Raw genomic sequence first — 21,164 nt, forward strand, 5'->3', positions numbered from 1 at the left:
AACTTATATTATAGGTACAACACTTTCCAATCTAGGTCTTGTTCGCATCAAGTCTTTCTCAGACTTGTTATCTCTTCTTGTATCCATCTATACTTATGTTGGAAACAGCATCTTCCCTTCATAATAATAGGTTGACTATCAAAGAGATAATAATAACACCATATTGTTTAGATAGGTTTATTTAATCCTCACACGTACAAAATTAACAAAATAATAGTAATTACAACACATAATCTTACCGCTTTTAAGCATTATAAGTATTTTTAACTATTCCATAAGTAACAATGAGGTAAGATTAAAAGAAGGGTCCTCTCCCCTCCTTCCATTAAATGACTAAGGAAGTGGACAGACTTGAAAGGCATGAAAACATTTATTTATAAACCTATACTGGATATATAACACACACGGAAGATACGGAAGATTAGAAGGCAAAGTTCCGTACCACATACATGCCAACAACCCCTACCTCCTATCAACCTTACGTTTTTTTATATAAATTCTGTGAATTTATTGAAGAAGTAGAGATTATTGTTTAACTTTGCAGAGATAATTTATAGCATAAGCAAAGGGCGTATGTTACGACTAAGCATGAGCTGATTCAGATTAAAGACAAGCGAAGTCTTGAAATGAGGTAAATATTAGTTATAGGCATAACGACCTAAAAACATGTGTTTTATGAAGCGGATAACAAATCTTATTCTCCTATTAGCTGTATTGCTATGGGGGTGTCAATCAAAGAAAGCTGAGCAGCAAACGAATGTCGTTTACACGTCTACAACGCCATTAGTTTCTGATGTTAGTCTTCCGCAAAGTTATGTGGCTAACATCCAATCTAAGCGTAACATTGAGGTTCGTTCACAGCAAGAAGGAATCTTACAGCAAGTCTTTGTTAGTGAAGGACAGATGGTTCATGCTGGTCAACCATTGTTTCGTATTGCCATCGTGGGCGAAGATGAGGAGATTGAGAAAGCTCGTTCAGCACAAGAGCAAGCTGAGATTGATTTGCAAAACACAAGTAAACTAACTGACAACAACATTATTTCCCCTAATGCAAAGCGCATGGCAAAAGCAAAGCTGCAGTCTGCCAGTGCAGATTATAAGCTAGCCGTATTGCATAAGAAGTTAGCTCTTATCCGTGCACCCTTTACTGGTGTCTTAGGGAGAATACCACAAAAGGTGGGTAGTTTCATTCAACAAGATGACCTATTGACAACGCTCTCTGACAACTCACAAATGCAAGTCTATTTCAACATCTCAGAGACTGACTACCTAGATTTTCAGCAACACCCCGACCTTTACACACAGTTACCTCTGAAGCTATTGTTGGCTAATGGCAGTACATTCCCAGCCCAAGGACATATCAAGGACATATCTGGACAATTCGACAATGCCACTGGTACCATCTCTGTTCGTTCTCTCTTTGCTAATCCAAAGGGGCTTTTACGTAACGGACAGACAGGAACTGTACAACTACTCGTGCGTAAGAATCATGCAATGATTATCCCTCAAGAGGCTGTCTATGAGTTGCAAGACCGCAAATATGTCTTTGTTATTGATAAAAACAACGTTATTCACCAACGCCAAATACAAATTGCAGCGGAGGCAACAGGCATTTACGTCATTGCATCAGGGCTCAACGCCTCTGATCATTACCTGACAGATGGTATACAGAAGGTCAACGATGGCGATCGTGTTCGCACTCGTTTTGTTAATCCCCGACAAGCAATAAAGTCAAACGAAATCACTATTTAAGTAGATGTTTAAGATATTCATACGCCGTCCGGTTCTATCTATTGTGATAGCACTGGTCATTGCCTTTATTGGTATTCTTTGTCTTTTCAACCTACCCATCACGCAGTTTCCATCTATCTCACCGCCTAAGGTGAACGTAACTGCTGACTATCCGGGTGCTAACAATGAGTTGTTAGTAAAGTCGGTCATCATTCCTTTGGAGCAAGCCCTCAATGGTGTACCTGGCATGAAGTATATTGAAAGTAATGCAGGTAACGATGGTGAGGCAGCATTGAACGTGGTCTTCAAACTTGGAACCGACCCTAACGTTGATGCTGTCAACGTACAGAATCGTGTTTCTGCAGCCACTAACAAATTACCACCAGAGGTCATTCGAGAGGGTGTAAAGATCTCCCGTGAGGAGCCAAACATCCTTATGTACATCAATCTCTATAGTGATGATCCCAGTGTCAATCAAGACTTTCTATACAACTACTTCGATATCAACATCTCACCAGAGCTCTTGCGTGTAGATGGTGTGGGCAACCTTGATATCCTCGGAACCCGTAGCTATGCTATGCGCGTTTGGTTACATCCTGACAAGATGGTTGCTTACGGCTTATCAACGGATGATGTGAGCGATGCCTTGGAAGACCAGAATATAGAAGTATCACCTGGTAAACTCGGTGAGAGTGGAGGTACACGTCCACAGGTTAAGGAGTTTGTCTTGAAATATCCTGGGCGTTACACCACTGCCGAACAATATGGTAATATCATCGTCAAGAGTACTTCTGATGGACAAACTGTGCGCTTGAAGGATATTGCCGACATACATCTTGGTAGTGAGGTATATGATATTTATTCCACACTAAATGGTCGTCCTTCTGCCGCCGTGACGTTGAAACAAGCCTACGGAAGCAATGCCAGCAACGTTATCAAGCAGGTGAAACAAACCATGACACGCCTTCAGAAGGACATGCCAAAGGGTATGCATTATGAGATTAGTTACGATATTAGCCGTTTCCTGAATGCTAGTATCGAGAAGGTAATACACACTCTTTTCGAGGCATTCGTGCTTGTTGCCCTCGTAGTCTTCATCTTCCTTGGCGACTGGCGATCGGCAGTTATTCCTGTACTTGCCGTCCCTGTCTCTCTCTTGGGTAGCTTCATTGCGATGTTAGCATTCAACATCACACTCAACATGATATCCCTCTTTGCGTTGGTGATGGCTATTGGTATCGTCGTCGATGATGCGATAGTTGTGATCGAGGCAGTGAATGTTCAGATTGCACGAAACAAACTCTCACCAGTCGAAGCGACGGAGAAAGCAATGCAGGAGATATCTGGTGCCATCATTGCTATATCTCTTGTCATGGCTTCAGTGTTTATTCCTGTGGCTTTCATGGGCGGTCCTGAGGGTATGTTCTATCGTCAGTTCTCTATCACGATGGCTTCAAGTATCCTCTTCTCTGGCTTTGTTGCCCTCACACTAACGCCTGCTCTTTGTGCGTTGATATTGACGAAAGAACAGGAACATAACGTCAAACTCGGACCTATCGGACGCCTCTTAAAGAAGTTCAATACCACTTTCGATGCTGGTAGCAAGCGGTATGCTAGCTTACTGCAACACACTGTTAAGCATAAAGCCTTTACAATGATTGCCATCTTAGTGTTCTGTGGGCTTGCCTATTGGGTGAACCTTGGTCTACCTTCAGGATTCATCCCGCAAGAGGATCAAGGTATGATTTATGCCGTCATCGAGACGCCTCCAGGCTCAACCATAGAGCGCACGAACGAGGTTGCTCACCAACTCCTTGCCATTGCCGAGAAGGAGGATGGCATTGAGAGTGTATCTTCTTTGGCTGGTTTTGAGATCCTTTCAGAGGGTACAAGTGCCAACTCTGGTAGCTGTCTGATCAATCTCAAGGACTGGAAACACCGCAAGCGTACAGCCAAAGAGATTATCGAAGACCTTGAACAAAAGTGTAAGGTCATCACGACGGCGAACATTGATTTCTTCGAACCACCATCGATTCCAGGTTATGGAGCAGCCAGTGGATTCGAGTTGAGACTATTAGATAAGACTGGTAATAACGATTATCACCAGATGGAGAAGGTTAGTAAAGACTTCGTAAAGGAGCTTAATAAGCGTCCAGAAATAGGCAACGCCTTTACGTTCTATTCGGCTAGCTTCCCTCAATACATGCTCAACGTCAATGATGCAATGGCGTTACAAAAGGGTGTAGAACCCGGTAAGGCGCTCAATAACTTATCGATATTGGTGGGCTCAGACTATCAAACGGGATTCATCGAATTTGGCAAGCCTTACAAGGTAATTGTGCAAGCCGCACCACAGTATAGGGCGTTCCCAGAGGACTTACTCCATCTCTATGCAAAGAATGATGAGGGCAACATGGTGCCTTATTCAGACTTTATGACGTTGCAGAAGGTGTATGGTATGAGTGAAATCACACGTCATAACCTTTACAACTCATCAGAGGTAACAGGTGCGCCAGCACCAGGCTATTCCAGTGGACAGGCTTTGAACGCTATCAGCGAAGTAGCAGAAAAGTCCTTACCAAAGGGTTATGACTATGATTGGGCTGGTATTTCAAAGGATGAAGTGGACCAGGGTAACACCGCAGTCATCATCTTCATCGTCTGTCTTGTCTTCGTTTACCTCATCTTGGCAGCGCAGTATGAGAACTTCCTATTGCCTCTTCCGGTCATTATCTTCCTACCCGTTGGTGTCTTCGGAGCCTTCCTCTTCCTGAAACTATGCGGTCTGGAGAATAACATCTATGCACAGATTGCCCTCGTCATGCTTATCGGTCTATTGGGTAAGAACGCTGTGTTAATGGTTGAATATGCCGTACAACGAAAGAATCTCGGACAGCCTATTCTGCATGCAGCAATCGAAGGTGCGGTAGCGAGATTCCGCCCTATTCTGATGACAAGTATCGCTTTCATCGCTGGTTTGATCCCACTCGTCTTTGCTTCGGGAGCTGGTGCTATTGGTAACAAAACCATTGGTACTGCCGCAGTGGGCGGTATGTTAATTGGTACGTTATTTGGTCTTTTGCTCATCCCAGGGCTTTACAATATCTTTGCATCTATGGCGGACAAGATCGTTCACTACCAGAAAGACAAGCCATTAAGCGAAGAGAAGGACAAACGTTACCACAAGGAAAAATCTAAAGAGGAATCAGAATGATGAAAAAGAACCATAGACAGTTACACATTATATATAATATAGCAGCCCTGCTGGGGCTGTTATCTCTCGCAGCATGTAAGACTCCGCAAGCGACCTTACCGAAGGACATCATCAAAGCAAGCCTCCCTGTTGCAACAAGTGACACGGTGAGTGCCATCCCTGTTTGGCGTGATTTCTTCCAGGATGAGACGCTCCGTGCACTCATCGACACGGCTTTGAACAATAATCAAGACCTAAAGATAACCTTGCAGGAGATGGCTATTGCGAAGAGTAATATCCTAGCCAAACGTGGGCAGATGTTGCCTTCCATCACGGCAAACATGTCTGTTGGTGCATCGAAGGTGGGACGTTATACGGCTGACGGAGCGGGTAACGTGGGTACGCAAATCACACCTGGTCATAACATCCCAACCGTCACACCAGATATAGCACCTAGTTTGCAACTCAACTGGACGATTGACCTTTGGAATCAACTCAATAGTGATAAGCGTGCAGCAGTCGAACGTTACCTTGCTTCGGAGGATGGTCAACGCACGCTAAAGAGCCAGTTGGTGGCTGATGTAGCAGAGAATTACTACTCGTTATTGGCGTTAGATAATAAGCTGGATATCATGTTGCAATACATTAAGTTACAACAGAAAGCGGTGCAGATAGCCCGTGTTCAGAAGGAAGCAGACGCTGATACGCAATTAGCAGTGGAGAAGTTTGAGGCCGAGCTAGCGAAGGCGTCAGCTGAAGAATACGAACTCCGACAGGCTATCACAGAGACGGAAAACAACTTGAATATGCTACTTGGACGTTATCCAACGCCTATTCTCCGCAACAAAGAGAACCTGATGAATAAGCAGGTACCTACGTCCTTGCAGACTATTCCTACGAGTCTCTTACTCAAACGACCTGATGTTGTACAGGCAGAGCACCAACTTGAGGCTGCAAAATGGGATGTTGACGTAGCCCGCAAGGCTTTCCTTCCTTCACTGAACGTGTCGGCTTCGCTTGGTTTAGATGCTTTCAACCCTAAGTATCTATTGCATTTACCGAAGTCGTTAGCCTTTGGTGTCATCGGTGGACTGGCTGCTCCTATCATCAACAAGAAGGCTATTCAAGCGAATTTCGACCAAGCAAATGCCTTGCAACTAGAGGCTCTTTACAATTATGATAAGGTGTTGCTATCGGCTTATAGTGATATGACTACCTTGCAGGCAAAGGCTCATAACCTTGCACAATATCAGGCGTTGAAGGTGAAACAGGCGGATGCTCTTTCGAAGGCGGTCATCGCTGCCCAGCAACTCTACACCTATAACCGCGCAACCTACCTAGAGGTTCTCGATAGCGAACGCGAACAACTCGATTGCCAAGTAGAGCTTGTTGACACGCAGTTACGCCAACTCTCTACACTAATCGACCTATATAGAGGTTACTTCTAAAGGCTCAAGACATAGCAAAAAAAAGCCTCTCCCCCGCCCATCTACAGCCTCTCCCCCGCCCCCTCTCCGAATGGAAAAGCCTCCCCCAACCCCTCCGAAGGGAGGGGAGAGCCTAACGGGAGCTAGCTAGGAAAAGGCACTCTTAATACAAAGAGGGCGTTTCTTCGATGCAAGGAAAGCCTCTCTTCATAACGAAGAAACGCCCTTTTCACATGAAAGAGAGGCTCTTTTAGATAGAAAGAAGCGTTTTGGGGGAATACATCCCCTCCTTCGGAGGGGCTTGGGGAGGCTGTTTTTCCGTCCTTACTTACCGATACAGAAGTGCTTAAAGATATTCCCCAACACCTCATTCGGAGTAATTTGTCCACCCGTGATATCGGCTAGTTCATCGAGACAAATGCGGAGATCTTCACTGATAAGGTCGCCTGAAAGACTCATAGAGAGGGCGTCTATCACACGAAGAATCGACTCGTCGGCGCGAGTGAGTGCTTCGTAATGGCGAACGGAAGTGATGATTACACTGTTCTCATTAATCTCTGGGATATTAGCAGAGGCGTAGATAAGTTGCTCCAGTTGGTCGATATTACGCTTATACTTGGCAGATATACTAACTATCGGACAGTGGCTATCGCCTACCGAAAGCTCTTCCGCATTCGTCTCATCCACCTTGTTCCGCACAAGGATAAGGCTCTTTCCTTCGCAACGAGCCTGCATCTCAGACAGTTCCGATAGACTAGGAGTAGCATCAACCACCCACAAGATGATACGAGCCTCAGCCAGTTTCTTATACGATCGTTCGATTCCGAGTTGCTCAACCTGGTCGTCCGTGTTACGCAAACCAGCTGTGTCAATAAAGCGGAAGGTGATTCCCTGTATCTCTGTTGTGTCCTCAATGACATCGCGGGTCGTACCATGAATATTTGAGACTATCGCTTTCTCCTCATGTAACAAGCAATTCAAGAGCGTTGATTTGCCCACATTTGTCTTGCCAATGATGGCTACAGGCACTCCACGCTTCAGTGCGTTACCTGTTTCAAACGACCTGATAAGCACCGAGATACGCTCGTGTATTGTTTCAGCCAACGCCTTCAACTCCCCTCTATCAGCAAACTCTAGCTCCTCATGATCGGAGAAGTCGAGCTCTAACTCAAGTAGGGACGTCATCTTCAAGAGCTGGTCTCGTAGCTTGGAAAGCTCCGAACTGAAGTGACCCTTCAGTTGGCTCAATGCCACTTGATGTGATGCTCTGTTCGTCGCAGCAATCAGGTCGGCAACAGCCTCAGCCTGACTCAAATCCATCTTACCATTCAGATACGCCCGTTGGGTGTACTCTCCTGGTCGAGCCTGTCGACATCCAGCATCAATGAGAGCCTTTACCACTTGATTAAGAACGTATGCCGAACCATGACACGAGATCTCCGTACTATCCTCACCAGTATAACTATGCGGTGCACGGAACACACTCACAAGGACATCGTCAATCTCTTTTCCGTCCTTGCCAACAATCTCACCATAGTGTAACGTGTTCCCTTTGGCTTCGTGGAGCGGCTTCTTCCCCACCCCACGAAAGACCTTCTCCGTCAGTTCTATTGCTTTCGAGCCACTCACACGCACCACTCCAATGGCTCCACCGGGCTGCGTTGCGAGTGCTGTTATCGTATCTGTTGATATTGAAGAAATCGTGTCTAATAACATAAAAAATATCTATCTCAACCTTATTATATACGCTCAAGGACAAGAGTAATCAGTCCGTCGATGGTGTTCTTATAGTTCGCATTCGCCTCCTTAGCCAATCGGTTGGCAATAACCATGCAACAGGTGACAGCCTTATGACCCATGAGTGTTGCCAAACCAGCCAACGCTGACGACTCCATCTCAAAGTTCGTCACACGCATACCATCGTATTCAAACTTCTGAATCTTCGTATTTAGCATTGGATCTTGCAGTGGTAAGCGCAATTCGCGACCCTGCGGACCAAAGAAGCCACCGCAGGCAATGGTTACACCTCGCACCATATCGTCGCCCGCAATACGCTCAAGTAACTCGCTATCAGCGCATGCCACGTAAGGATTACCCATCTGCATATCCCATTGCACTTGCTCTTTAAACGCTTGTTCAAAGGCTAAGTCGCTTGCTTGATTGCGCCCAGCATAGAAGTTCAGAAGCCCATCAAAGCCAATACTCTTGGCTGATGCGATGTAAGTACCTACTGGTGTGTTAGGCTGCAAACCACCACATGTACCAATGCGAACCAATGACAACTGTCTTAATTGTTCGTTTTCATAACGTGTCTGAAAGTCGATATTTGCCAAAGCATCAAGTTCGTTAAGAACGATGTCAATGTTATCACAACCAATACCCGTGCTCACTACCGTTATACGCTTGCGATGATAAGTACCCGTAATGGCTCTAAATTCACGATTAGAAACCTCACACTCAATGTCTTCAAAGTGTGATGCCACGAGTGCCACACGCCCTGGATCGCCCACAAGTATCACTTTTTCAGCAAGATCTTTAGGCTTTAAATGTAGGTGGAAAACACTTCCATCATTATTGATAATCAGCTCTGAGGGGGCAAAATACTTCTTCTCCATATCAAAAGGTGTTTTGGTAAAAATATTGACTACTGTTTGTTAACTGACAAAGATACGTATAAAAGTGGAAAGAAACAAGTTTTTTCATATAGAAAGCGTATGTTTCTTTCATTCAAAGGTAAGCTACAACAAGGCTAGGAGTGATGTTTATCACAGCTATTCACGTATGATTATAAGTTTTTGTAACGATTTATAAGATAGCCCAGAGGCTGCAACAAGAACATCGGGAGAGGCTCACAAGAGACCTCAAAGCAATCACTTAAAATCGAGCAGCCCCACAGGTGAAAAGGACGAGACGCCCTTCTTGCAGGAAAGAGAGCCTCCCTTCACAGCAAGGAGAGCCTCTCTTGCTAACGACGAAACGCCCTTCTCTATAACGCATAACGCCTCAATGGGAGCATAAAATTATGCAAATTATACTAACGTAAGCAATGATTCTAATAAAAAATATCTATCTTTGCAGAATTAATAACCAATTAATGGTATAATACATGGAGTTTTCTGCAAAACAGATAGCGCAATTCATACAAGGACGTGTTGATGGTGATGAGAATAAAACCATCCATACTTTCGCCAAGATAGAGGACGGAAAAGAGGGAGCAATCTCTTTTCTTGCTAATCCGAAATACACACATTATTTATATGAGACGGCTTCGTCAATCGTTCTCGTTGATGAGGACATCCAGTTGGAGAAGCCCGTTAAAGCCACATTGATACGTGTTAAGAATGCACGTGATTGTGTTGCGAAGTTGTTGCAGTTATATGAGAGCATGAAACCTAAGCGTCAGGGCATTGACAGCTTGGCTTTCGTTTCACCCAAGGCAACCATCGGTAAGGATGTTTATATTGGTGCCTTTGCATACGTAGGGGACGGTGTGACGGTTGGAGATGGCTGTCAGATTTATCCTCATGCAACGATAATGGAAGGCGTAGAGATGGGTAAGAACTGTATTATCTACCCTAATGCTAGCATTTACCAAGGCTGTAAGTTGGGCGATAGAGTTATCCTCCATTCAGGCGCAGTGGTGGGTGCTGATGGTTTCGGATTCGCTCCTAACGCAGAAACAAATAGTTATGACAAGATACCACAGATAGGTATTGTGACCTTAGAGGACGATGTTGAGATTGGAGCAAACACTTGTGTGGACCGCTCAACGATGGGTAGCACCTATGTTCGTAAGGGTGTTAAACTGGATAACCTCGTGCAGATTGCACACAACACAGACATTGGCGAGAACACAGTCATGTCTGCCCAAGTGGGTATCGCAGGCTCTACAAAGGTGGGCCAGTGGTGCATGTTCGGTGGACAAGTGGGCATTGCAGGGCATATAGAGATAGGTGATAAGGTATTCCTAGGCGCACAGTCAGGTGCACCTGGAAGTTTGAAGGCTAACCAACAACTGATTGGTACACCTCCAATGGAGCAACGCTCTTACTTTAAGTCGCAAGCCATCTTCCGCAGACTGCCTGAGATGTACAAGCAACTAAGCGACTTGCAGAAAGAAATAGACCAATTGAAAAAGAACAGATAACATTCATGGATACAATAAAGCAGAAGACATTAAAAGGGAGTTTCTCGCTCTTTGGCAAGGGACTTCACACTGGTTTGAGTCTTACCGTAACGTTTAATCCTGCTCCAGAGAATACTGGTTATAAGATACAACGTATAGACCTTGAAGGGCAGCCAATCATCGATGCCGTTGCAGAGAATGTAGTGGATACACAGCGCGGAACGGTCTTGGCAAAGGGTGAGGCACGTGTAAGTACCATAGAGCATGGTATGTCTGCCCTATATGCAATGGGCATTGACAACTGCTTGATACAGATAAACGGACCAGAGTTCCCTATCCTCGATGGCTCTGCAACGATGTATGTTAATAAGATCAAGGAGGTGGGCATTGTGGATCAAGCAGCCCCGAAGGACTATTACATCATACGTAAAAAGATAGAGATAAAGGAGGCGAACGGGTCAGTAATTACTATCTTGCCTGACGACGAGTTCTCTATTACTGCCATGTGTAACTTTGATTCAAAGTTTATCAGCAGTCAGTTCGCTACGTTGGACGACTTTGGTACCTACGAAGAGGAGATTGCGCCAGCTCGAACCTTCGTCTTCGTGCGTGACATTATGCCGTTATTACAAGCGAACCTCATTAAGGGTGGCGACTTGGATAACGCTATTGTTATCTATGAACAGCAGGTTTCTCAAGAGAAACTAGACCAACTGGCAGACCTCTTGAAAGTGCCTCGCATGGATGCAAATAACATTGGTTACATCCAACATAAGCCTTTGCAGTGGGATAATGAATGTACCCGTCATAAGCTCCTAGATATCATCGGAGACATGGCACTCATAGGTAAACCTATCAAGGGACGCATTATTGCAACTCGACCAGGGCACACTGTGAATAATAAGTTTGCGCGTTTAATGCGTAAAGAGATACGTAAGCACGAGGTGCAAGCACCGATTTACGATCCTAATGAAGAGCCTCTCATGGATAACAACCGCATACGTGAGTTGTTGCCACATAGGTACCCCATGCAGTTGGTAGACAAGGTTATCTCCATGGGAGCAAATAGTGTAGTTGGTGTGAAGAATGTCACTAGTAACGAGCCATTCTTTCAAGGTCATTTCCCTCAAGAGCCCGTTATGCCAGGTGTACTTCAGGTAGAGGCAATGGCGCAATGTGGCGGTCTCTTGGTATTATCTCAGCTTGAGGAGCCAGAGAGATGGTCAACTTACTTCTTGAAGATAGACGATGTTAAGTTCCGTCAAAAGGTCGTTCCAGGTGACACCCTCTTGTTCCGTGTGGAGCTATTAGGTCCTGTTCGCCATGGAATTAGCTCAATGAAAGGCTATGTATTTGTCGGTGTCAACGTTGTCACTGAAGCAACGTTTACAGCACAGATAGTGAAGAATAAGTAAGGAGGTGTTTAGGAACTCCTCCCCAAAACATAATGATATGAACCAAATAAGCCCACTTGCCTTTGTTCATCCAGAGGCACAACTAGGTGACAATAACATTATCGGTCCGTTCTGTTACATCGACAAGAACACCGTAATCGGTAGTAATAATGTGTTCCAAAATGGCGTTACCATTCATACTGGAGCACGAATAGGTAATGGCAACGAGATATTCCCTGGAGCTAGTATCTCTACAAAACCTCAGGACTTAAAGTTCCGTGGTGAGGAGACAGAATGCGTCCTTGGAGATAACAACTCCATACGTGAGAACGTTACAATCTCACGTGGTACTGCATCCAAAGGGAGGACTGTTGTGGGGAGTAATAACCTCCTTATGGAGAGTATGCACATAGCACATGACTGTGAAATTGGGTCTGGCGTCATCATCGGCAACTCGACTAAGTTCGCTGGAGAAGTGGTCGTTGAAGACTATGCCATCATATCAGCTAACATCCTTTGTCACCAGTTCTGTCGCATTGGCGGATACGTTATGATACAAGGAGGAAGCCGTTTCTCAATGGATATTCCACCTTATATTATAGTAGGCAAGGAGCCTGCTCGCTATATGGGAGTTAACCTCGTTGGATTGCGCAGACGTGGTTTTACAAACGAACAGATAGAACTCATCCATAACACGTATCGCCTACTTTATGGTACAGGAACACGTGCTGAGAATATAGCTCGTATAAAGAGTGAACTGCAGGTGACGCCTGAAGTACAGCGAATCATTGACTTCGCAGAGGCTTCACAACGTGGTTTGATTAGGTAAGAGTTTGAAGGAAAAGACATTAATAGTCGTCACGGGACCAACAGGTGTAGGCAAGACGGAGGCTACCTTGCGCCTTGCCGAACGCTTTGATGTACCTGTTATCAATGCAGACTCACGTCAGATCTTCTCTGAAATACCCATCGGAACGGCAGCACCAACGGCTACTCAGCAGGCACGAGTGCGTCATTACTTCGTTGGGAACCATCACTTAGAGGACTACTATTCGGCAAGTCTGTTTGAAGAGGATGTTTTGAAGATTATTAATGAGGCTTCTTCGAAGGTTTCCTTACTATCGGGTGGGTCAATGATGTACATCGATGCGGTTTGTAAAGGTATTGATGACATTCCGACAATACGCCCAGAAGTACGGCAGGAGATGATGCAACTCCTTGATAATGAAGGCTTAGAAAAGATGTGCGAGTTGCTTCATGAATGGGATCCAGAGCACTGGGCTGTAGTCGACAGGAACAATCCTCGACGGGTTATTCATGCCCTTGAAATATGCAAACAGACGGGTAGAACCTATACATCCTTCCGTTCTAATACCATCAAAGAACGTCCTTTTAATATTATCAAAATTGGTTTGAATCGTGATCGTGAGACCCTCTATCAACGTATCAATCAGCGAGTTTTGCAAATGATAGACGATGGTATGATCGAAGAAGCGCAACGCGTCTATCCGAAGAGAATGCTCAATTCGCTTAACACGGTGGGCTATAAGGAACTATTTGAGTATCTTGATGGATTGACAACACTTGATGAAGCGATCTTTAAGATACAAAGTAATACCCGTCGCTACGCCCGCAAACAACTCACATGGTACAAGCGTGATGCGGAAATGACGTGGTTTTCACCTGATAACATTGAAGAAATCTTAAATTATCTATCGACTATCTCCCTGTAAGCAAGTAAATAACTACTTTTGCAGTAATAGGTGAGTTATGTTATAAAACGAAGATTGTAAAGGCAATGATAAAGAGACTTTATTCATTTATTAAAGCTATTTTCCAAGGGATAGTACACTTCTTTCCTTGGTACATAAAGCTCTATAAGGGTCGTGCATGGTACACGAAAGCAGCACTGGGGATCACTTCCTTCATCGTTGCCATATTCCTTTATCTAGGCATGGTAGACACTAACTTCCTGTGGCTCTTTGGTAGATCGCCTGGCTTTATAGAGATTAAAACACCTCCAACGTACGCTGCTTCGGAGATATATAGTGCTGACTCCGTACTTATTGGACGCTTTTATAAAGAAAACCGTACGCCTATCAAGTATGGAGAAGTTAATCCCGCCTTCTGGAACGCACTGATTAGTACAGAGGACGAACGCTTCTATAGCCATCATGGAATCGACTTCATGGGTATCGGTGGAGCGATTAAAGACGCTGTTACTCGTGGTGATGGACGTGGTGCATCGACGATTACTCAGCAGCTAGCAAAGAATATGTTCCGTGTGAGAACACAGTATTCTACAGGCTTACTGGGGCACGTTCCAGGGCTTCGTATGCTTATTATGAAGAGTAAGGAGTGGATTATTGCTGTGAAATTAGAGCTCATCTATTCCAAAAAAGATATATTGACAATGTATGCCAATACCGTCGATTTCGGTAACAACTCATATGGTGTCAAGACCGCAGCAAAGACCTATTTCAATACCACACCAGCGAAGATGTCGGTTGATCAAGCAGCCACCCTTGTGGGTATGTTGAAGGCTACTACCTATTACAACCCCATCACGCACCCTCAAAACTCTATCCGTCGACGCAACACAGTATTATATAATATGGTGACACACCATGTATTACCTCAATCAGAGTACACCACTTATTCGAAGCGTCCTCTACACCTTGATGTACACATGGAAGAGAACTATGACGGTCAAGCACAGTACTTCCGTCAATATGTTGCAGACGAGTTTAAGGAGTGGATGAAGGAACATGGTTACGACTTGTATAGCAGTGGTCTAAAGATCTACACCACGATTGACACCCGCATGCAGAAGTATGCCGAACAGGCTGTATCGAAGCAGATGGAGAGTGTGCAAAACAACTTTAACAACCATTGGCGGGGTCAGAACCCATGGAGGGACGCAAGTGGAAAAGAGATACCAGGCTTTATCGAGGGCATAGCTCAGCGCCAACCTTTCTATAAGAAACTTGTTCAAAAGTATCCCAACCAGCCTGATAGCGTTCTTTATTATCTAAATAAACCACACAAGGTAAAGCTCTTTGATTATGCAAAAGGCACCATTGAGAAGGAGATGTCATCGATGGACTCCATCCGTTACATGGTACAGTTTATGCATTGCGCAATGGTTGCAATGGAGCCACAGAGTGGTGCAGTAAGGGCGTGGGTAGGCGACATCAACTTCGATACATGGAAGTATGATAAGGTCATAGCAGAGCGTCAACCGGGTTCAACCTTCAAGCTTTTTGTATACACCGAAGCCATGCGACAGGGTATGACGCCATGCACTCGTCGACGTGACGAATACATCAGTATGCAGGTTCTCGATAAGAAGACTGGACAGATGAAGACGTGGACTCCGCATAATGCTAATGGGCGTTTTTCTAACGACTCCATACCTTTGATGACCGCATTCGCTCGAAGTATTAACTCCGTTGCAGTGCGTGTTGGACAGGAAGTCACTATACCAAGTATCATCGAGACAGCGCAGAAGATGGGCATAAAGAGTCCGTTAGATAACGAGCCATCATTGGCTCTTGGATCAAGTGATGTCAACTTACTTGAGATGGTGGATGCCTACTCTACGATAGCAAACTATGGTGAGCATATTGATCCTGTGGTCGTTACTCGAATCGTAGATATGAATGGTAACGAAGTTTATACAGCCCCTCAAAACCACGAGAGAGCCGTTGATACGAAGTCTGCCTTCCTAATGCAACAGATGCTCAAAGCTGGTGTCAATCAAGGAGGAGGTACCAGTCAGTCATTGAGACAGTATGTTCCTAGCGATACAGACTGGGGTGGAAAGACTGGTACAACCAATAACCACTCCGATGCATGGTTTATGGCTGTTAGTCCGAATCTAGTAGTTGGTGCATGGGTAGGAGGCGAATATCGCTCCATACACTTCCGTACTGGCGCCCTCGGACAAGGCTCAAAAACAGCCTTACCAGTGGTGGGTGAGTTCCTTCATAGCCTGATGTACGACCGCACCTATAGGCGTTATCATGCCAAGTGGGAGGTAGATGAGGATGATGATATCGACCCAACAATGTATAATTGTCAGCCAGCTCCTGTCCAGCGACAGCTCCCTGACTCTCTGAATGGGCTAAACGCAGGGCACAGACGTTATCATGGTGATAACGAGGAGGGCATTCCTTCTGACGGAAACGATGCTGAAGGCATACCTTCAGAGCCTATCCAACCAGCGGAACCAGTAAGCAGACACCAGTCTGAGAATGGCTCTGAAGGGGGCGGAAACAGCCATGAGAGCAGGTCAGAGAAGAAGAAGGAAAAGAAGATAAAGGCTGCTAAAGACCCAACGGTAAGTAATATTGAATGGGACTAAGCGGCGTTAATCAGCATCATGAAAGCTGCTATTAATAACGCAATAGATCTACAGAATCCAGAGCTACAAAAGGCTTTGCAGATTATACAATTTACACATAATTCCCTGTTCCTGACCGGTAAGGCAGGTACGGGGAAGTCTACTTTCTTGCGTTATATATCGTCTACTACAAAGAAAAAACACGTTATTCTCGCCCCGACCGGCATAGCTGCCATCAATGCAGGAGGCAGCACTTTGCATAGCTTCTTCAAGTTACCTTTCCATCCATTAGTGCCTGATGATAGTCGATACACGCCTCGTCACTTGCGCGGAACAATGCGTTATAACGGCGACAAGTGCAAACTCTTGCGCGAAGTGGAGCTTATCATCATCGACGAGATAAGCATGGTTCGTGCCGACATCATCGATTTTATCGATAAAGTATTGCGTGTTTACAATCGCAATATGCGTGAGCCTTTCGGTGGAAAGCAACTCCTTTTGGTTGGAGACATCTATCAGTTAGAGCCAGTAGTCAAGGAGGATGACCGCAGACTATTACAACCTTATTATGCAAGTAACTATTTCTTCGATGCTAAGGTATTCCAGGATTACCCCTTGGTCAGCATTGAGTTGAATAAAGTTTATCGTCAGAACGATTCCACCTTCATCTCTATTCTCGACCACATACGCACCAATCAAGTCACAGACACCGACTTTAAAATGATTAACGCACGTGTGGGTGCATCCTTAGAACCGCAGGATAAGGACAAAGAAAACTTCACCATCACCCTATCAACGAAGCGAGATACGGTCGACTGGATCAACAATGAGGGACTAGACAGGCTCGAGGGCGACCCCGTGATGTTCCTTGGTGAGATCAAGGGAGAGTTCCCTGAGAGTAGTCTACCTACCCCCATGGAGTTGAATCTCAAGGTGGGTGCACACGTAATGTTCATTAAGAACGATATAGAAAAGCAATGGGTTAATGGCACACTGGGGATTATCATCGGTATAGATGAGGAGGAGGGAATGCTCTATGTACGCACGGAAGAGGGTCACGACCTGCAAGTTCAGCGTGAAATGTGGGCTAACGTGCGTTACACCTTCAATGAGACTGAGAAGAAGATAGAGGAAGAACAGATAGGAACTTACATCCAATTCCCATTGAAACTAGCGTGGGCTATCACCGTACATAAGAGTCAAGGACTAACGTTCAAGAACGTTAATATCGACTTCACGGGCGGTGTTTTCGCTGGTGGTCAGGCGTATGTTGCACTCTCCCGATGCACCAGTTTGGAAGGAATTAGCCTCAAAGACCCACTGAGACAGAATGAGGTTTTTGTCCGAGCAGAGGTTACGCAGTTTGCACGTCATTATAATGATCGCAATATGATAGCCACAGCCTTGAAGCAAAGTAAAGCCGATAAGGAATATTACGATGCTGTGCGAGCATTCGACGAGGGCGATTATGACAGTTTTCTAAACAATTTCTTCCTTGCCATCCATAGCCGATATGACATAGAGAAACCCGTTGCGAAACGTTATATCCGTCGTAAACTCGAAACTATCAATCAGCTCCGACGAGAGAACGAAGCCTTACGGCAGCAACAACGAGCGCATGAGGATTTCCTCAAAAAACTCTCTGTTGAATATGTGATGATGGGTAAGGAATGTGAAAAGGAGGGTATGCGTGAGGCTGCCATTGCCAACTATAAGAAGGCTATAAAGCTCTATGAGGATAATCCGATAGCACGAGGACGACTCGAGAAGCTATGTTCGTAATGCAAAACAAAAAGCCTCCCCAAGCCCCTCCGAAGGAGGGGATGTATTCCCATAAAGCACTGCTTTGATGTAACAAAAAGCCCTCCATTGATGCAAAATGTATATTCGATTAGTGCTGTTGGGGCTAGATTCAAGGAGTGAAAAGAATGAGAAAAAGTGAAAGAGAGCGAAGGCAATAGCACAGACTGCTGTTAGTTGTACTCTCAAAGACGAATGTCTTAACTCCAGCACCCAGTCTCCTGCCTCTTAAAATAGAATTAAATTACATGGAAAAGAAGAATAATCAATCACGAATCATCAGTTTGATCTTCCTCAGCATATTATTGGCTGTGGGCGTCATTGCGTCTTGTCACCATAAAAACAGCATTGAGGTAGAAGACAATAAAGACACTGTTGCGGCGAAGGACTTTGCCCCTTTGGTTGATAGTGGTAAGTTATCAATCGACCTAAAAGGCATTACTTCCGTTGCTTTCCCTAAGTATAAACTATCCAAAGCAACGCCTTTCATCCCCGATTCTGTTAGTGTTGCTGCAGATGAAGAGAGCGTTTCGAGCGGTAATTACTCGGCTACTCTTATGCTCGACACCATCCCTCCGAAAACCTTTTACCAGTCGGTTGAGATGGCAGCACAACACGATACTTGTTGGCAGATTAACAACTTTGCTTTCACTTACGAACGCAAAGATAAGAAGGGAGGAGTGTATAAGGTTAGCTTTAGTAAAGGCGGTCAACAAATCTTTGTCACCCATCTGAATAGTGACATGGTGGGGCTTACTGGTAAAAAGAAGTAGCCTCACCCCCGTCCCCTCTCCGAATGGAGAGGGGCGTGAATACTATTAGTAGGATAAGAGAGGATGGTTTGTGGGGTGAGAGATAATTGTATTTTTGAATCAAAGAAAAAGCCTATGGTTAAGACATCCCCTCCTTCGGAGGGGCTTGGGGAGGATTTTAGTTGAATAAAAATGGGCGTCAGCTTCTGTGGATTCTCGTGTTCCTTTAGGAACTCTGTGTCCCTTTTAGGCTCCGTGCCATCCGTGTATTCCGTGTTAAAAATGCCCCAGCAAAGAATTTATTAATGCCTTTCAACAATAAAAGTAATCACATTTTTGAATCGTGAACTTTGCATTTTAAATTAAAGAAAGGTTTTTAGCAGAATTAAGAAAACGCCTTTCTCCAGTTGAGAAAGGCGTTTCTTCCTATCGAAGAGAGGCTTTCCTTGCATCGAAGAAACGCCCCCTTTATTTGCAAACAGCAGTCTTCACTCCCCTCTCCATTCGGAGAGGGGGCGGGGGAGAGGCTTTACTTCTTCTTCAAATCAAGCACTAGCTTGCCCACAAAGATAGCGTGCTTGCCATTCTGATCATCACCAACTAACTTGCCGTCGAGGTCTTTTACGTACTCAAGTTTCGTTAGGTACGTGTGAGAATGCCCTCCCAAGACTAGGTCAAGACCACGAGTTCCAGCGATAACTTCCTCATCGCTGACCCCTTCAATGTCCCATCCGAGGTGCGAGATACAAATGATTAAGTCGCACTTCTTGCCTTTCAACTCGTTAATAACCTTCTGTGCGCACGCAACAGGGTCGTTATAAACGATCTTACCATAGTTAGCTTTCACCACAAGACCATCCAACTTAGGAGCAAGACCGAACACTCCTATCTTTAAGCCGTTGCGTTTCAAGATGACATAAGGCTTTACCAAGCCCTGAAGTGGCGTACCCGTGAAGTCGTAATTGGCACATACAATAGGGAACTTAGCCATCTTAAAGAGGCGAACCATATTGTCCATACCAAAGTCAAACTCATGGTTTCCTATCGTAGCAGCGTCATAGTGCATCCGATTCATTAGACCCACTTCAACGTCACCTTTGAACATTGTATAATAAGGAGAGCCTTGCGAGAAGTCGCCACTATCGAAGAGTAGCAAGTCAGGTTGCTTCTTTCTCTCTTCTTTAATCATAGCCACACGACGCACGAAACCGCCTCGTCCAGCCTTCATAGTGTCTGCGAGGGTTGCACTTAACGGATAAATCTGACTGTGCGCATCGTTTGTATGCAGGATTGTTAACTGCTTTGTCTGTCCGAAAGCGAGGATTGCTATCAAACAGAAACTCATCAATAATATATTTCTTTTCATCTTCTTCAACTCTAGATATGGTTATTCTACACGAATACGACCCTCTTTCTGAGCATTGACAATGCGCCCTTTAGCGGTTTGCTCCTTAAAGAAGTTCATGATAATAAAGCGTGTGTTATTGCTTGTTTCTTGCGGAGATACAACGCTAGTAGCCGACTTGAATGCCTCCATCTTATCGTTTCCTTGTGCCAAATAATCGAGTGTTGCGATACGATAAGACGCCTTCGGGTCAATCTCCTTACCATTGAGAAGAGCCGACTTCAACTTGTGGTCGCGTGTGAAAACAAGCTCTACTCCATGGCTAACAGCCTCTCCACCAGTATAAGCCATCTGACGGAACAACTCTAACACCTTCTCTCCAGTGAGCGTCACGAAGCATATCTTGTTCTCAAAAGGAGCTATATCAAGGACGTCGCCATAGGTGATTTTACCCTTAGGGAGGGCTGCACGAATGCCACCCATGTTGTAAACACCGAAGTCAACACGCTCATTATAATCGCGAGCACCCCACACCATGATGTCAGCCAAGAGGTTGGATAGGTCGCTCTCAGGTCTGTGTGCAACCATCTCATGGTCTGTTTCACCCACAACAGGTCCCATTAACGAGTCCACCTTGTGCTTGAAAGGTTCCATAAACTTTGCTGCGTCGGCATCAGGAGCAGCGTCATACCTACTATCCACCAGCACACGTGTACGCTGAATACTGGCTAACTCATAGTGAGACGCACAGCCCGTCAATGCCAGCAATGCTGTTAATCCAGATAGATAAACTGTTTTCTTATACATATATAGTGATATTTTATAAATCTCATAAACATTCATCAGCCCAGAGAGCACCCTCACTTTGATTGGATAGCAATGTCTCCTACCTTATATATATAGGTGACATGGCATGCTGATAACATCTAAAAAGATAATGCAAAAGTAAGAAAAAAAATCGAATACACTGCTTGTAGGATGATGAAAGATAGATCTCTACCACATGAAGAGGCGCACGATAACAGCCGTTGCCCCCACCTTTATACCTAGT

General features: G+C 44.9%; 14 protein-coding genes. 10 read left to right on the top strand and 4 right to left on the bottom strand.

The genetic code is table 11. From position 1 onward, the window contains the following. Positions 1 to 675: 675 nt before the first annotated feature. Genes HMPREF9969_RS11115 through HMPREF9969_RS11125 form a run of 3 tightly spaced genes read left to right on the top strand, consistent with a single transcriptional unit; the run spans position 676 to position 6,372 of the window. Positions 676 to 1,752 carry an efflux RND transporter periplasmic adaptor subunit gene (locus tag HMPREF9969_RS11115; protein WP_009435916.1) on the top strand — a complete coding sequence of 359 codons (1,077 nt, stop codon included), beginning with the start codon at positions 676 to 678 and terminating at the stop codon, positions 1,750 to 1,752. A 4-nt stretch (positions 1,753 to 1,756) separates the two neighbouring features. Then, positions 1,757 to 4,945, top strand: a complete 3,189-nt coding sequence (locus HMPREF9969_RS11120) for an efflux RND transporter permease subunit (RefSeq protein WP_009435939.1) — start codon at positions 1,757 to 1,759, stop codon at positions 4,943 to 4,945. Then, on the top strand, positions 4,942 to 6,372 hold the full coding sequence (locus HMPREF9969_RS11125; RefSeq protein WP_009435787.1) for a TolC family protein: 1,431 nt from the start codon (positions 4,942 to 4,944) through the stop codon (positions 6,370 to 6,372). Before HMPREF9969_RS11120 ends, HMPREF9969_RS11125 begins: the two co-directional genes overlap by 4 nt. A 303-nt stretch (positions 6,373 to 6,675) precedes the next feature. Here the strand turns inward: HMPREF9969_RS11125 and mnmE are convergent, their stop codons facing one another. Together mnmE and HMPREF9969_RS11135 are read right to left on the bottom strand one after the other, a co-directional pair. After that, on the bottom strand, positions 6,676 to 8,067 hold the full coding sequence (gene mnmE / locus HMPREF9969_RS11130) for a tRNA uridine-5-carboxymethylaminomethyl(34) synthesis GTPase MnmE (protein ID WP_009435956.1): 1,392 nt from the start codon (positions 8,065 to 8,067) through the stop codon (positions 6,676 to 6,678). 23 nt (positions 8,068 to 8,090) lie between these two features. Further along, complete coding sequence (locus HMPREF9969_RS11135; RefSeq protein ID WP_009435834.1) at positions 8,091 to 8,966, bottom strand: nucleoside phosphorylase; 876 nt, start codon at positions 8,964 to 8,966, stop codon at positions 8,091 to 8,093. 491 nt (positions 8,967 to 9,457) lie between these two features. On the opposite strand from HMPREF9969_RS11135, the gene lpxD reads away from it, so the two are divergent. The 7 genes from lpxD (at position 9,458) to HMPREF9969_RS11170 (ending at position 18,789) form a co-directional block, all read left to right on the top strand. Next, positions 9,458 to 10,498: a UDP-3-O-(3-hydroxymyristoyl)glucosamine N-acyltransferase gene (lpxD, locus tag HMPREF9969_RS11140; protein ID WP_009435812.1), complete on the top strand. Its 1,041-nt coding sequence runs from the start codon at positions 9,458 to 9,460 to the stop codon at positions 10,496 to 10,498. A 5-nt stretch (positions 10,499 to 10,503) separates the two neighbouring features. After that, positions 10,504 to 11,892 carry a bifunctional UDP-3-O-[3-hydroxymyristoyl] N-acetylglucosamine deacetylase/3-hydroxyacyl-ACP dehydratase gene (locus HMPREF9969_RS11145; RefSeq protein ID WP_009435874.1) on the top strand — a complete coding sequence of 463 codons (1,389 nt, stop codon included), beginning with the start codon at positions 10,504 to 10,506 and terminating at the stop codon, positions 11,890 to 11,892. A gap of 37 nt (positions 11,893 to 11,929) precedes the next feature. After that, the gene (gene lpxA / locus HMPREF9969_RS11150) at positions 11,930 to 12,700 is read left to right on the top strand and encodes an acyl-ACP--UDP-N-acetylglucosamine O-acyltransferase (RefSeq protein ID WP_009435810.1); all 771 of its coding nucleotides are present in this window, start codon (positions 11,930 to 11,932) and stop codon (positions 12,698 to 12,700) included. Positions 12,701 to 12,704: 4 nt separating this feature from the next. Next, entirely contained in the window at positions 12,705 to 13,604 is a 900-nt protein-coding gene (gene miaA / locus HMPREF9969_RS11155) for a tRNA (adenosine(37)-N6)-dimethylallyltransferase MiaA (RefSeq protein ID WP_009435907.1), read from the top strand. Between the two features lie 65 nt (positions 13,605 to 13,669). Next, positions 13,670 to 16,237: a transglycosylase domain-containing protein gene (locus tag HMPREF9969_RS11160; RefSeq protein ID WP_009435767.1), complete on the top strand. Its 2,568-nt coding sequence runs from the start codon at positions 13,670 to 13,672 to the stop codon at positions 16,235 to 16,237. Positions 16,238 to 16,255: 18 nt separating this feature from the next. Then, positions 16,256 to 17,998, top strand: a complete 1,743-nt coding sequence (locus tag HMPREF9969_RS11165) for an AAA family ATPase (RefSeq protein WP_009435914.1) — start codon at positions 16,256 to 16,258, stop codon at positions 17,996 to 17,998. A gap of 266 nt (positions 17,999 to 18,264) precedes the next feature. Beyond that, positions 18,265 to 18,789 carry a hypothetical protein gene (locus tag HMPREF9969_RS11170; protein ID WP_009435817.1) on the top strand — a complete coding sequence of 175 codons (525 nt, stop codon included), beginning with the start codon at positions 18,265 to 18,267 and terminating at the stop codon, positions 18,787 to 18,789. 508 nt (positions 18,790 to 19,297) lie between these two features. Here the strand turns inward: HMPREF9969_RS11170 and HMPREF9969_RS11175 are convergent. Together HMPREF9969_RS11175 and HMPREF9969_RS11180 are read right to left on the bottom strand one after the other, a co-directional pair. Then, on the bottom strand, positions 19,298 to 20,134 hold the full coding sequence (locus HMPREF9969_RS11175; RefSeq protein WP_036895715.1) for a bifunctional metallophosphatase/5'-nucleotidase: 837 nt from the start codon (positions 20,132 to 20,134) through the stop codon (positions 19,298 to 19,300). 21 nt (positions 20,135 to 20,155) lie between these two features. Next, positions 20,156 to 20,920 (bottom strand): 5'-nucleotidase C-terminal domain-containing protein, encoded by a 765-nt coding sequence (locus HMPREF9969_RS11180; protein WP_009435794.1) that lies wholly within the window; start codon positions 20,918 to 20,920, stop codon positions 20,156 to 20,158. Between the last annotated feature and the right edge of the window lie 244 nt (positions 20,921 to 21,164).

Origin of the sequence: Prevotella sp. oral taxon 306 str. F0472 (genome assembly GCF_000257925.1) — a bacterium.
GTDB lineage: Bacteria > Bacteroidota > Bacteroidia > Bacteroidales > Bacteroidaceae > Prevotella > Prevotella vespertina.

What these genes read in the sequence shown, in the direction of transcription:
- HMPREF9969_RS11115 (WP_009435916.1), top strand. Translation starts at nt 676, where the DNA reads ATGAAGCGGATAACAAATCTTATTCTCCTATTAGCTGTATTGCTATGG.
- HMPREF9969_RS11120 (WP_009435939.1), top strand. Translation starts at nt 1,757, where the DNA reads ATGTTTAAGATATTCATACGCCGTCCGGTTCTATCTATTGTGATAGCA.
- HMPREF9969_RS11125 (WP_009435787.1), top strand. Translation starts at nt 4,942, where the DNA reads ATGATGAAAAAGAACCATAGACAGTTACACATTATATATAATATAGCA.
- mnmE (WP_009435956.1), bottom strand. Translation starts at nt 8,067, where the DNA reads ATGTTATTAGACACGATTTCTTCAATATCAACAGATACGATAACAGCA.
- HMPREF9969_RS11135 (WP_009435834.1), bottom strand. Translation starts at nt 8,966, where the DNA reads ATGGAGAAGAAGTATTTTGCCCCCTCAGAGCTGATTATCAATAATGAT.
- lpxD (WP_009435812.1), top strand. Translation starts at nt 9,458, where the DNA reads ATGGAGTTTTCTGCAAAACAGATAGCGCAATTCATACAAGGACGTGTT.
- HMPREF9969_RS11145 (WP_009435874.1), top strand. Translation starts at nt 10,504, where the DNA reads ATGGATACAATAAAGCAGAAGACATTAAAAGGGAGTTTCTCGCTCTTT.
- lpxA (WP_009435810.1), top strand. Translation starts at nt 11,930, where the DNA reads ATGAACCAAATAAGCCCACTTGCCTTTGTTCATCCAGAGGCACAACTA.
- HMPREF9969_RS11160 (WP_009435767.1), top strand. Translation starts at nt 13,670, where the DNA reads ATGATAAAGAGACTTTATTCATTTATTAAAGCTATTTTCCAAGGGATA.
- HMPREF9969_RS11165 (WP_009435914.1), top strand. Translation starts at nt 16,256, where the DNA reads ATGAAAGCTGCTATTAATAACGCAATAGATCTACAGAATCCAGAGCTA.
- HMPREF9969_RS11170 (WP_009435817.1), top strand. Translation starts at nt 18,265, where the DNA reads ATGGAAAAGAAGAATAATCAATCACGAATCATCAGTTTGATCTTCCTC.
- HMPREF9969_RS11175 (WP_036895715.1), bottom strand. Translation starts at nt 20,134, where the DNA reads ATGAAAAGAAATATATTATTGATGAGTTTCTGTTTGATAGCAATCCTC.
- HMPREF9969_RS11180 (WP_009435794.1), bottom strand. Translation starts at nt 20,920, where the DNA reads ATGTATAAGAAAACAGTTTATCTATCTGGATTAACAGCATTGCTGGCA.